We start from the raw sequence: 13115 nt of genomic DNA, 5'->3' as shown, positions 1-13115 counted from the left end.
ATGAAATACAGATTTCCTTTGATTGTTGGCCAGTGCATGCTCGGCCTGTTGCTGACTGCCTGCCAGACGCCCCCCCAGGGCGCGGCGACGCCGGGGGCGGATGCCGCAACCCAGCAGCCTGCCGTGCCTGAACCTGCCAAGCAAGATCCGGTGGCAGCCAAGGAACAAGCGCTGGCGCGTGCTTTGGATGTGTACGCAGATGGTCGTTACGACGATGCGATTGCTGCGTTGACCCCTTTGATCGGCGCTCCTGAACTGCCGCTGGCCTCCCAGGTGAAAGTGCTCAAGTTCATCGCTTTCAGCCACTGTGCGATGGGCCGGCTCAGGCAATGCCGCCAGCATTTCGATCTGGCGCTCGAACAAGATCCCACCTTTCAGTTGACCGAGGCGGAAAAGGGGCACCCCGTTTGGGGCCGGGAGTTCAATGCGGCGCGCGCTGCGGCAGCCCGTGCAAAGCAGCGCAGCAGTCGAAAAGCCCCTTAAGCAAAGCGGATCAGTCAGGCACCGTCCATGGATAAAGTCGAACTCAGAGTCGCTCAACAGGCCGATCTTGCAGTGGATCGGACTTGGTCTGCAGTTTTCGGCGTTGCCGGAGGCACCATCGGCCGAGGAGGGCAGAACAAGTTGGTGCTGCCCGACTCCGATGCCAGTGTGGCCCGCGTGCATGCGATGGTCCGCATGGAGTCCGAGGCGGCTTTCATCGCCAACCTGTGCGAGCGCCGCTCCATCACTGTGGCTGGACAAGAGGTACGCTCTGGCGAAGAGGTGCCGCTGGCGATCGGTGATGAAGTGGTCATCGGTCCTTATCGCTTGTACGCGTTGCTGCCAGGGCAGGCCTTGCCTGCACCAGCGGCGCAAGCTCTCGCGCCAACCGTCAAAGCAGACGTTGCGCCGGTCGCACCCTTGCAGGCCCCCGGTGCCGCTCCGCAGGCGCCTGCAAGCGGCCTGCTGGAGGAGTTGCAAGCCCCGGCTGATGCGGGCGACAGCAATCCTTTTGCCATCCTGGGCCTGGTTTCAAATCCCATCGAGGCATCCGCCGACGCAGAACGGCCGGCCGTGCCTGCGTTCATGGCGATGCCGCAAGAAGAGGCGGCCACTGCCGAGCTGCCTTCAGGTGTGGAAGCCGAGCCTCTGGTCTCCGATGCGTCTCGGGATGCCGGTTTGCAAGTGCCTCTGGTGCCGGCAGACCTATCTCCGACCGCCGGGGTTGCCACTGCGCCGCTGCCTTCCGGATGGGACGACACCCCATTGCCTCGGAGCGCGCCAGCAGTTGCGCATCGTGCACTGGTCATCCCGGACGATTTCGATCTGTTTGCACAGGACCCGAAGAAGCAGGCGCAAAAGGGCGACCCTTGGGCCGGAGGCTTGCAGACGAAGAGTCTGACGGACGTCGCCAATCTTCGCCATGACGAGTTGCTGAAAGCGTTGCCGGTCTCCGGACGCTTCGAGCATCAGATGGACAATCCTGCCCATACAGGCCTGCCCAAGGCGCTTGAACCCCGCAACGAGTTGGACCCGTTGCGTCTGTTCCAGCAGGACCGCGAAACGCCAGCCCTTCAAGACAATTCACTCGCAGTGCCTGGATGTGATCTATCGCAGGCTTTCAGCATGCCGAAGAGCGCGATTGCTGGAAGCGGTATGGACGAGCGTCTTCCTGTGGGGGCGTTGGGAATCGAGGCCATCAGCGTCGATGCGGCGGTGTCCTCCACGAAGGCCAAGGTCGCGCCTGTCGATCTGGCGATACCGGCACCGAACGAGCCTTTGGTAGCGCCTTTGCCAGGCCTTCGCAAGGTGGAAGGGCTGAACCTGGACAGCTTCGGAGGCGGAGTGCTTGCAGCGGATTCCGATTGGCTGCCTCCCATCGAGCCGGTGTCGCCAGTCTTGGAAAAAGGTGCAGTCCCGCCGGCCTTCTTGGAAGATCGGCCACGGCAATACCGGGAAGAAATCATGTCCTTTGCGGCACCTGTGGAGCCGCTTCCGCCATCCAATTTGCCTGCACCTGCACCTGCACCTGCACCTGCACCTGCACCTGCACCTGCACCTGCACCTGCACCTGCACCTGCACCTGCACCTGCACCTGCACCTGCACTCTCGCCTTCGCCTTCGCCTTCGCCTTCTTCCGACTTTCCTGCACCGGCTACCTTGCCAGGACTGGCGGCCATGCCTCCCGCGGAGTTGAGCGCGTTGGTCACCGCTTTTCTGGATGGCGCCGGGGTGTTGCCGAAGAAACTGGAGCCCACGCTCACGCCGGAGTTCATGCGATCTTTTGGCGAGGCGTTCCGTGTCGCAGTGCAGGGAACCATTGACTTGCTGGCAGCCCGCTCCGAGATCAAGCGGGAGTTTCGCGCGGGCGTCACGGTGATCGCCTCCGGTGCCAACAACCCCTTGAAGTTCTTGCCCACGCCGGATGGCGTCATCATGCAGATGATTGGACAGAATTTTCCGGGGTTCATGCAGCCAGTTCCGGCCATGAAGGACGCCTACCAGGACCTGTGTGTGCACCAGTTGGCATTGATGGCCGGTATTCGGGCGGCCTATGCCGAGGCGCTGGCGCGCTTTGATCCGGTCGAGCTGGAAAAGCAGGCTGCTTCCATCGGCGGGGTGCTTGGAAAGGTTTCCTCCATCGGCCGCAAGGCGGCTTTGTGGGACGAATACAAGAAAAACTTTGATGCCATCCGCCGGGATGCGGAGGACGATCTCACCGCCTTTTCTGGCCAGGCTTTCCTGGAAGCCTATGAGAACGCGGAAGCCGCTGCAAAGGCCAAGTTGTGATTGCACATGTTGTTGGCGATCAGTATCGGTTCCGTCTCACCGCAGCGTCGCTCTCGGACAGGGGCTCGCGCGCGACCAATGACGATTTCCTGGGAATGGTGGATGTGGGAGGCCGCGGGTTTTGCTGCGCATTGGCCGATGGGGCTGGCGGCCACGGCCACGGCGGATTGGCTGCGCGGCTGACGGTCAACGCGGTTCTGGATGGCTTTCGCCACAACCCGCTGTTCGCGCCCGCAGGCCTGGCCTCGTTGATTTCGCTGGCCGAGCATACGGTCGCGGTGGAGCAACCGTTGTCGGTTTCTCGCCGACACATGAGTGCCACGGTGGTCCTGCTGTGCCTGGACTTGGCCAAAGGCCGTGCGCTCTGGGCGCATTGGGGCGATTCACGCCTGTATTGGTTCAGGGACCAGCGAGTGCATCGCATGACGGAAGACCACAGCGTGGTGCAGCAGCTGCTGCACGCGGGGGTCTATCGCAACGAGGACCCTCGGGATCTTCCGAACCGAAGCGTTCTTGCGGGCGCCATCGGGGCCGAGTCGCAGATTCCTCCCACGGTGCTTTCCAAGGCCGTCGATCTGGTTGCAGGAGATGCCTTCCTGCTGTGCTCGGATGGGCTTTGGGAAGGCATTCATGAAGACGATATGGAAGAGGCATTGCGGCTCAGCCAGAACCCGGAAGATTGGCTGGAGCACATGGAGGCCACGCTGCGTGCGCAGGGGAAGCCGCATCAGGACAACTTCAGCGCATTCGCCATTTGGGTGTCACCCAGTGAAGACGGGCTGTGAAAACAGTTCTACCAACAAAGGAATCGACGATGCTTGATCGGGTTTATGGATTGCGCCGTGCTTTGCTCGGAGGGGCCGTGGGTGTCGGTGTACTGGGCCTTGCCGGATGCGGTGTCATCAGTTCGATGAATCGCCCCCAGGAAGCCCCTACTGCCGTTCCGCCGGCCATTTTCGAAGTGGTCGCCGATGCCAAGCTCAATCCCGATGTGCATGGCGCTCCCAAGCCTATCTTGCTTCGGATGTACGAATTGCGTGCCACCGCGGCGTTCGACAAGGCCAGTTTTCTAGACCTGCAAGAAAAGGACGAAGCGCAACTGGCAAGCGACTTCGTGCGACGCGAAGAGTTTCTGGTGGTGCCCGGAGAGCGGCGCGTCTTCGAGCGCAAGGGAAGTGCCGAGGTCCGTGCCTTTGCATTTTTCGCGGGCTACCGTGACCTGGAGAAAAGCACTTGGCGCGCCACTGCGCCGGCACCCAATTCGGTGGAGATGCGCCGGCGCTGGTGGGGGCTGGGTGAGACCGAACGCCTGAAGCCCGTGCGATATCTGGTCACCGTCTCCCAGGACGCCGTCAAAGTTCAAATCCAAGAAAAAACGCAGTAACTATCATGGTCTGGCAGCGCAAGGTCGTATGGGCGGAGGGCATGTTCTTGCGCCCTCAGCATTTTCAGCAGCAAGATCGATTCACCGATTTTCTGGTGCAGGCACGCACGCTGCCCACGCAGTTCTTCTTCTGGGGGTTTTCGAGCCTCGTCCTGGATACGGAGCTTCTCGCGCTGGGCAAGATCGGCTTGATCTCTGCCGAAGGGGTGTTGCCGGACGGCACGCCTTTCAGCTTTCCCCATCACGACGAGCCTCCGCCCGCATTGAGCATCGGCAAAGACGTCAAAGACACGGTCATTCACCTGGCTTTGCCGATGCGCCGGCGCATGGCTGCTGAGGTGTCCCTGGGGTCAGAGCCGAGTGCGCTCGTGCGCTATGCCGCAGAAGTGATCGAAGTGGCGGATTCCAACGACGTCGGCGCGCAGGCGGCCGAGGTGCAGGTCGGACAGATCAAGCTCGCACTGCGTGCATCGCAGGACATTGCCGATGGCTGGGTCAGCCTGCCGTTGGTGCAGGTGGTGGAGCGCCGCGCAGATGGCTCGCTGCTGTTGGACCCCACCTTCATACCCACGGTCGTCACCAATGCCGACATGTCCAACCTCGCAGTGTTCTGCCGTGAGCTGTTTGGCCTGCTGCGCCAGCGTGGCGCAGCGTTGGAAGAGCGCTTGACCCAGCCGGGTCGTGGCGGCGTGGGGGAGGTCGGCGACTTCCTGATGCTCCAGTTCCTGAACCGCTGGGAGCCGGCGGTGGAACACTGGGTTCGGATCCGCGCCATCCATCCGGAGCGGCTGTTCGATGACCTTCTCAAAATGGCGGGCGAACTGGCCACTTTCACGCGCGACCAGCGGCGTCCTGCGCCCATGCCTGCCTATGACCATGACGATTTGCGAAGCTCTTTCCTGCCATTGATGCTGGAGCTGCGGCGTGGCCTGTCTTCGGTGCTGGAGCAAAACGCCATCCAGATCGAACTGCAGGAACGCCAGTATGGCGTGCATGTTGCACTGATCCCGAGCACCGAGCTCTTGACCAGTTGCGACTTCGTGTTGGCGGTGCATTCGCAGGCGACGGTGGAGTTTCTGCGGGCGCACTTTCCGACCCAGATCAAACTGGGCCCGGTGGAGCGCATTCGGGACTTGGTCAATCTGCATTTGCCTGGCGTCACTCTGCGGTCCCTGCCGGTCGCTCCCCGCGAAATTCCCTACCACGCCGGTTACTCGTATTTCGAGTTGGATACGGCGCACGACCTGTGGCGCCAACTTCAAAACTCCGGCGGCCTGGCCTTGCACGTCTCCGGCGAGTTTCCTGAACTGCAGCTTGAGATGTGGGCCATTCGCCGTTAAGAACCGATATGTCCATTCAAACCTCTGGCAATGTATTTGCCTTCGATACCGGCACCGGAACTGCCGCGCCTCGGGCTGGGGCCTCGGCACCCCAAGCCTCTGGCGGCGCGGTGCGCGAAACGGCGCTTCCGGATGTCGTCAGCGGGGGCAACCCCCTCGTGGCTGCCTCCAACACGCTGCTGAATCTGATCCCTCAGATCCGGGCCATGGCCACCAATGGCGACCCTGGCGGATTTCAGCAGTTTCTGCTGGAAAACATCCGGCAGTTCGAAAGCCGGGCCGGCAACACCGGCGTGCCGATGGAGACCATCATCGGCGCCCGGTATTGCATCTGCACGGCGATCGACGAGGCGGCGGCGCAGACCCCTTGGGGCGGCTCGGGTGTCTGGCCCAAGTACAGCCTTCTGGTTGCGTTGCACAACGAAACCTGGGGCGGTGAAAAGTTTTTCCAGCTGCTCTCGAAGCTGGTGCAAACGCCCAACCAGCACATCGACCTCATCGAGTTGATGTATTTCTGCCTGATGCTGGGTTTCGAAGGCCGGTACCACGTCGTCGAAAACGGCAAGAGCCAGCTGGAGAGCCTCAAGGCCCGGCTGCTCCAGGTCATCGAAGGGGCGAGGGGGGACCGCAGCGGTGCCTTGTCGCTGCATTGGCGTGGCGTTCAGCGCGCGGCGGTGCCGCCTTGGACGTTGATTCCTTTTTGGGTAGCGGCCGCACTGGCCTTGCTGATCGCGTTTTTGATCTTCCTCTGGTTCAACTACCGCTTGGCATCGCGGTCCGACGATCTGTTCGCTTCGATCAACGGCATTCGCCTTCCGCAGGCCCCTGCCGTCATCGCCGCTGCGCCCAAGCCCAGGTTGCGCCAGTTCCTGGAGCCCGAAATTCGAGAGGGTCTGGTAGAGGTCAACGACCTGGCCGACCGAAGCATCATCATCCTGCGCGGTGATGGTTTGTTCGATGCCGGGGCCACGGTGGTGAAGCCTCGGTATGTCGGCGTGATCGAGCGCATTGCCGCCGCGTTGAACGAGGTGTCAGGGAAAGTGGTGGTCAATGGTTACACCGACAACTCTCCCATTCGCACCGCTCGGTTTCCTTCCAACTGGCATTTGTCCCAGGAGCGTGCGCAGGCCGTCACCACCATGCTGACGAAGAGCGTCTCCGATGGGCGCCGGTTGCATGCCGAAGGCCGCGCAGAAAGCGATCCGGTGGCGCCCAACACCACACCGGAAGGCAGGGCGCTCAATCGCCGCGTGGAGATCGTTTTGCATGTTGCCCCGCAGACCCGTGACAGCGAGCTGCAGATCACCCCGGGTGCCAATCCCCGGGGCGGCGCCACCAATCAAAAATAAGCATGTTCCGCAAGATATTCGATTTCCTGTTCAACCGGTTCACGCTGGTCCTGCTGGGACTGGTGCTCTTGAGCTTGGTCATCTGGTTCATCGGACCGCTGATCTACATCAAGCCTTACCAACCCCTGGAAAGCCCTCAGGTCCGTGGATGGTTGATCTTTGCGATCTTCGCGTTCTGGTTCTTGAAGCTCTTGGTTCAGTGGTGGCGTGCGAAGCAGATGAACGCTCGCCTGCTGTCCCAACTGGCCCGGTTCGGCACGGGTGACCGGCCGGCTGAAAAAGCCGGTCCAGGGGAAGAAGAAGTTGCCGAACTCGAAACCCGCTTCAAGGAAGCGATCAGCGTTTTGAGCAAGACGCGCTTTGGACAAACGGAACAAGGCTGGTTCGGACGGCTGAATCGCCGCTACATCTACCAGTTGCCCTGGTATCTGATCATCGGCTCGCCCGGCTCGGGCAAGACCACGGCGCTGGTCAATTCCGGTCTGGATTTTCCGCTGGAGGCGCAGTTCGGAAAGGCTTCGATTCGAGGCGTGGGTGGCACGCGCAATTGCGACTGGTGGTTCACCGATCAGGCGGTGCTTCTGGACACCGCAGGACGTTACACGACCCAGGAAAGCGATGAGACCCAAGACAAGGCCGCCTGGGGCGGATTCTTGTCCTTGCTGCGCCGATTCCGGGGGCGGCAGCCTGTCAATGGCGTGCTGGTCACGTTGAGTGTTCAGGAGTTGCTGAGCAGCACCGACGCGGAGCGTGAACGCCTGGCGCGGCTGATTGGCATGCGCCTGGGCGAACTGTGCGAAGAGCTTGCGATCAAGTTCCCCGTGTATGTGCTGGTCACCAAGACCGACTTGCTGGCCGGGTTCAACGAATTCTTCGGCAACATGAATCGCGAGGAGCGGGCCCAGGTCTGGGGGTTCACCAGCCCATACAACGAAGGGGGTGTGCAAGAGGAGCCGGCAGCCCGCTTCCGCGCTGAATTCGACGAGCTGGCAGGGCAGATCAATCGCCTGTTGCCGCAGCGCCTGCTCTCCGAGCCCGATCTGGCGCGCCGGGGCTTGATCTATGGCCTGCCGCAGCAGTTCGTCGGTTTGCGCGACGTGTTGCAGGAAACGCTTTCCACCATCTTCGCATCGTCCCGGTTTAAGGAAAAGCCGCTTTTCCGGGGCGTGTATTTCACCAGCGGAACGCAAGAGGGCATGCCATTTGACCGGGTGCTTTCGGCACTCTCGCGCCGGTTCGCGGTTCCTTCCCCTGCAGGGGCTTCGGTGGGGGCCAAAAGCGGCAAGAGCTATTTCATTGAAACGCTGCTCAAAGGCGTGATGTTCAATGAAGCGGGCTTGACTGGCCGCAATGCCAAGAAAGAACGGCAGTTGCGCCTTGCCCAGGCAGGGGGGCTCATTGCCCTGGTTCTGGCCCTGGTCGGTGTGACCGTCGCCTGGACCGTCAGCCACGACAACAATGTGGCTTACATCGGAGAAGTGAAAGACCGGGTTCCCGCGCTCAAGCAGGCGGTCAACGATGCCCGCGACGCCGACCCCGAAGACATGGTGAGCTTGCTGCCGCTGTTGAACAATGCGGAGTCCCTGGCCGTGAGTCAACGCTACGAGGGCGACTCCGCCCCGTTGAGCTGGCGTCAGGGCTTGCTGCAGGTGCCCAAGGTTCAGACGGCTGCGGATGCCACCTACATGCGCCTGCTCGAAGATGCCTGGCTGCCGCGCCTGTCCCGGCATTTGCGCCGGTCGCTGCAGCAGACGTCCACGAGCAACCCGGAGGCGAGCTTCGAAGCGCTGAAGGTCTACCTGATGCTGTACGAGCCCGAGCGCTTCAATGCCAAGGCCATCCGTGCATGGATGGTCAACGATTGGGAAACGTCTCTTCCGCCTGGTTTGGTGCAATCCGGCGTCGTCAACCAGCTCGCGCATCACCTCGACAATCTGATGGAAGACCGCGCGCTGGTGGCCCCGGTGCCGATGGATCAGCAGCTGGTGGCCGAAGTGCGCCAGCGGCTGGCCCAGATGTCGCCGGCACAACGGGCCTACAGCCGGCTCAAGCAATTGCTGCTCACGGGCAATTCGTTGCCGCCCGAATTCACGGTGGTTCGCGCCAGCGGTCCCGAGGCGCCACAGGTGTTCTCCCGCCGCAGTGGCCGTCCGCTGACCCAGGGCATTTCCGGCCTGTTCACCTATGACGGGTACTACGGGGCGTTCGCGCAGGAACTGCCCAAGGTCACGGCGTTGCTGTCCCAGGAGGAAAGCTGGGTGCTGGGCAAGGCGGATGGGCGGCGCAGTACGGCCAACGAAGTGCTGACCGGTCAGCTGGCGCTCGAGGTCAAGCGGCTTTACCTGATGGAGTACGCCAAGCTCTGGGAGGACTTCCTGGCCGATGTGCGCCCGGTGCGCATCGCCTCCCTCGATCAGGCGGGAGAGCAGGCTCGCCTGTACTCTGCCGCCAATTCCAGCCTGGAGCAGTTCATTCGAGCCGTCGCGAAGGAAACCACCCTCGGCCAGCGCCCTTCCGCGGGGGGCGGAACCAGCAGTTGGCTGGGCGAGAAAATCAACCGCATCAAGGAAGAGCAGGAGCAGTTGAGCCGCCTGACCGGCAAGCAGGTGAATGTGGCGGGGCTGACCTCCAGCGGTACGCTGGAGGCGGATCTGGTCGATTTTCGCTTCCGCGAGTATCGGCGGCTGGCTACTTCGAACGGCTCGGGTCCTTCTCCCATGACCGCGAGCCTGCAGGTGCTGAACGAGGCGGCGGCGGTGATCGCATCGGCGCGGCAGCAGGTCAGTGCCGGTGGCACGGTTCCGCCTTCGCTGTCCGCCACGCTGGAGCGGGTACGCACGGAAGCCAAGCGCGTGCCGCCACCTCTCAACGTCATGTACGAAGATCTGGCGGGAGCCACTTCGGCTTTCGTGGGTCGCGACGTGCGCGCCGCGGTGGGCGGTAATCTCAACGCCACGATCGGCGCCTTTTGCCGGCGCGCGATCCTGGGTCGCTATCCCTTCACGCGCAGCGCAGGCCGCGATGTGACGACGGATGACTTCGCCCGCCTGTTCTCCGTGGGCGGCACCATGGATGAATTTTTCCGCACCACGCTGCAGCCGATGGTCGATATTTCCACCAACCCCTGGAGCTTCAAGCAGGGTGTGGACGGTTCGCCAGTGGGCGGCTCTGCCGCGCTGGCTTCGTTCCAGCGCGCCTCCGTCATTCGGGATGTCTACTTCCGGGCCGGCGGGAAGGCCCCCTCGATCCGGCTGGACATCAAGCCCTTGGAGATGGATGCTGCCATCACGCAAATGGTGCTGGATGTCGATGGCGAAGTGCTGCGCTACCAGCACGGGCCTCAGATTCCGAAGTCGGTGAACTGGCCGGGTGCTCGTGGCACGGGGCAGGTCCGGCTGCAGTTGACCGGATCGGGGGCCGAAAACACCGGCTTGGTCACCGAAGGACCTTGGGCATTGCACCGGTTCTTCGACCGGGCGCAGATTCTGCCTGGCAACGCACCTGAGCGCTTCATCGCGGCTTTCAATATCGATGGGCGGCGCCTGCGATTCGAAATCACCACAGGCAGCGTGCTGAATCCTTTCCGTCTCAAAGCCATGGAGGAGTTCGAGTGTCCTGGCAACCTGTGAGTCAAGCGTCGCCGCAAGTGCAGTCCCGCATCGCCTGGTTTGGAAAGCTGCCGGGGCAGGGCGATTTCGTGGGACGCAGGATGCCCCGTGCCATCGGTGACGAATGGGACGCCTGGTTGAGCCGCGGGCTGGAGCAATTGCGCGCGCAGGGCCCGGGGCAATGGGAGCCTGGCTTCATTCAATCGCCGCTGTGGTTCTTCATTGCCAGCCTGGGCGGGAAGACCTTGCCGGTGTGCGGTGTGCTGGCCCCGAGTGCGGACCGCATCGGGCGGTGCTATCCCATCACGGCGGTGGCCATCGCCACCGATCGGACCAGCGCTTTGGTATCCGACCCGACGCTGGAGCGGTTCTTCTCTGGCACGCGGGACGCCATCATCGAGGCCCGCAGGCTGGCCCTGCCTGCGGAAGAACTGGATGCACGGCTTTCTTCGTTGCCATGGCCGTTTCACGCAGACAAGCCTGCACCTGCACCAGCGGCTGCGCCTTCGATGGCGGGCATCCTGGCGGACCTGGGGCTGAGCCCATCGTCCGGTGGCGGTATCGTCAATGGCCGGCCCTGGAGCGCCGGGCGCGATATCTTGCGCTCGCAACAGGCGCGCAGCGTCTGGTGGTCCGATGCGGCGGGGGGCAGCGAAATGGTGGAGCACGGAGGTGCCTTCGATGGCCATCTGTTCTCTCGGCTTTTCAAAAAGGCCCCCTAGCCATGTCGGTGCCCTTCTTTCTTCTTTTATTGAGCCCGAGCGAGCATCTTCGATGCGAACTGACAGGTATTTGAATGATCGATCTTGACGCCCTGCTGGCGCCCACCAGCGATGCCCCACCTTGCGGTGAGGACCTGACGTACGACGCCGAGTTTCTTGCCCTGGAAAACGCCGCGAATGGCAAACCGGAGCAGCAGTTCGGCGAGACCGTGATCCCGGCGGAGCCACCGGACTGGCGTGACGTGGAAAAGCGCTCCACGGCGCTCCTGTCTCGCACCAAAGACATCCGGGTGGTAGCGAAGCTGTCCCAAGCCCTGACCAACACGCAGGGCGTTCGCGGCATGTCCCAGGGGGTGCAGCTGATGTCTGCCATGTTCAGCCAGCATTGGGATCACCTCCATCCGCTGCCGGAAGACGGCGATCACTTCATGCGGATGAATGCGGTGGCTTCGCTGAACGACGTCACCGGGCAACTGCGGGATCTTCGCCAACAGGATTTCTTGCGGTCTGCTGCGGGTGCGATCAATGTCCGGGATGCAGAGGCCCTGGCGCGCGGCACGGCAGCCGATGGCACCATCAAGATGTCGCTGGATCAATTGCGTGGTGCCGTGTTCGACGCCTGGCGGCAGGGCAACGAGACGCTCCGCGCATGGGTCGTGGCCAGCGAGGCTTTCGATTCGATGCAAGCCATCTTCCGCGATCGACTCGACGCGGACCAACGACCCGATCTGGAGCAGATTCGCGGCGTGTTCAGCGTGCTTCGCGATCTGATTCCCAAGGATGCCGATGCTGCCGCGCCGGTGTCGGACGCGGTGGAAGAGGCGGGAGCCGTACCTGCTGAAACGCTTGTGGCTGTCGCCGCCAACCAGGGATTTGCGCTGCGCACGCGGTCCGATGCCGTGTCGCGCCTGATGGAGATTGCTGAATTTCTGGAACGCACCGAGCCTACCAATCCTGCTCCCTTGCTGATCCGAAGGGCCGTGCGGCTGATGGGCCTGGACTTTCTGGACATTCTTCGCGAACTGTCTCCAGACAGTGTGGCCCAAGTGGAAAATATCACTGGGGTGAAGAGCCCTATGTAAACGTTTTGTAGCATTTAGGTGCGAAGGGCTGGAGATACTTGCGGGACGGAGCGCAGTGCGGATACTGCAGCCTGTCCAAAGTTCCATTCATGGGTTGGAGCCTGGATCCGCGGACCCTCTTTGCGGTATGTTCCAGTAACAGGGTAGTAATCCAGCCGACCAAGAACGGTGAGACGGCGCGCCCAAACAAATGGGTGTTCCATTTTGTTATGAATTTGTAAGTTGGTGTTGTTGCGAAGTCATTGTAATTGCGATGCCTTCACAAGACCCTACGCTCACGTTTTATAAATCCTAGGAAAAGAGAAGTTACATCATGACACTGAGCAAAACGGGCAAGAGTGGTCAGAAATTCATCGCTCGCAATCGCGCGCCCCGGGTCCAGATCGAATACGACGTGGAAATCTACGGCTCTGAAAAGAAAGTGCAGATCCCGTTTGTGATGGGCGTGATGGCCGACTTGTCCGGCAAGCCTGTCGAAGCGTTGCCGGAGATTGCCGACCGCAAATTCCTGGAAATCGACATCGATAATTTCGATGCGCGGATGAAGTCCATCAAGCCCCGCGTCTCTTTCAACGTGCCCAATACCCTGACCGGCGATGGTCGCCTGCACATCGAACTCACGTTCGACAGCATGGAGGATTTTTCGCCCGCGGCCATCGCCCGCAAGGTCGGTGCGCTCAATTCCATGCTCGAGGCACGCACGCAGTTGCACAACCTGCTGTCGTACATGGACGGCAAGCAAGGGGCCGAAGAATTGATCAGCAAGGTCTTGAAGGATCCGGCATTGCTCAAATCGCTCGCCGCCATGCCCAAGCCGGCCGACAGCGCTGAACCATCGACGGACGTGAAATAAGCGAG

General features: G+C 62.0%; 10 protein-coding genes. All 10 read left to right on the top strand.

All coding sequences use genetic code 11. The features are described from left to right. The 10 genes from AVAK2825_RS20000 (at window position 1) to tssB (ending at window position 13110) form a co-directional block, all read left to right on the top strand. Entirely contained in the window at window positions 1-483 is a 483-nt protein-coding gene (locus AVAK2825_RS20000) for a TssQ family T6SS-associated lipoprotein (protein WP_284402187.1), read from the top strand. A 27-nt stretch (window positions 484-510) separates the two neighbouring features. Continuing rightward, window positions 511-2772: a type VI secretion system-associated FHA domain protein TagH gene (gene tagH, locus AVAK2825_RS19995; protein WP_284402185.1), complete on the top strand. Its 2262-nt coding sequence runs from the start codon at window positions 511-513 to the stop codon at window positions 2770-2772. Beyond that, window positions 2769-3557, top strand: coding sequence for a PP2C family protein-serine/threonine phosphatase (locus tag AVAK2825_RS19990; RefSeq protein WP_272563866.1), 789 nt, complete (start codon window positions 2769-2771; stop codon window positions 3555-3557). The genes tagH and AVAK2825_RS19990 overlap by 4 nt, the downstream gene beginning before the upstream one ends. A 29-nt stretch (window positions 3558-3586) precedes the next feature. Further along, complete coding sequence (tssJ, locus tag AVAK2825_RS19985) at window positions 3587-4156, top strand: type VI secretion system lipoprotein TssJ (RefSeq protein ID WP_284402179.1); 570 nt, start codon at window positions 3587-3589, stop codon at window positions 4154-4156. A 5-nt stretch (window positions 4157-4161) separates the two neighbouring features. Continuing rightward, window positions 4162-5496, top strand: a complete 1335-nt coding sequence (gene tssK / locus AVAK2825_RS19980) for a type VI secretion system baseplate subunit TssK (protein WP_284402176.1) — start codon at window positions 4162-4164, stop codon at window positions 5494-5496. A gap of 8 nt (window positions 5497-5504) precedes the next feature. Further along, the gene (locus AVAK2825_RS19975; protein ID WP_284402174.1) at window positions 5505-6845 is read left to right on the top strand and encodes a DotU family type VI secretion system protein; all 1341 of its coding nucleotides are present in this window, start codon (window positions 5505-5507) and stop codon (window positions 6843-6845) included. Window positions 6846-6847: 2 nt separating this feature from the next. Continuing rightward, window positions 6848-10474 (top strand): type VI secretion system membrane subunit TssM, encoded by a 3627-nt coding sequence (gene tssM, locus AVAK2825_RS19970; RefSeq protein WP_284402172.1) that lies wholly within the window; start codon window positions 6848-6850, stop codon window positions 10472-10474. Next, on the top strand, window positions 10456-11175 hold the full coding sequence (gene tagF, locus AVAK2825_RS19965; RefSeq protein WP_284402170.1) for a type VI secretion system-associated protein TagF: 720 nt from the start codon (window positions 10456-10458) through the stop codon (window positions 11173-11175). The genes tssM and tagF overlap by 19 nt, the downstream gene beginning before the upstream one ends. A gap of 74 nt (window positions 11176-11249) precedes the next feature. After that, a complete protein-coding gene (tssA, locus tag AVAK2825_RS19960; RefSeq protein WP_284402167.1) occupies window positions 11250-12257 on the top strand; it encodes a type VI secretion system protein TssA in 1008 nt (335 codons plus the stop codon). Between the two features lie 313 nt (window positions 12258-12570). Beyond that, entirely contained in the window at window positions 12571-13110 is a 540-nt protein-coding gene (tssB, locus tag AVAK2825_RS19955; RefSeq protein WP_272563859.1) for a type VI secretion system contractile sheath small subunit, read from the top strand. The last annotated feature ends 5 nt before the right edge of the window (window positions 13111-13115 follow it).

The organism is Acidovorax sp. SUPP2825 (assembly GCF_030158995.1).
Taxonomy (GTDB): domain Bacteria; phylum Pseudomonadota; class Gammaproteobacteria; order Burkholderiales; family Burkholderiaceae_C; genus Paracidovorax.
The sequence above is the reverse complement of the archived record's forward strand: the minus strand, read 5'-3'. Positions and strand labels throughout refer to the sequence as shown.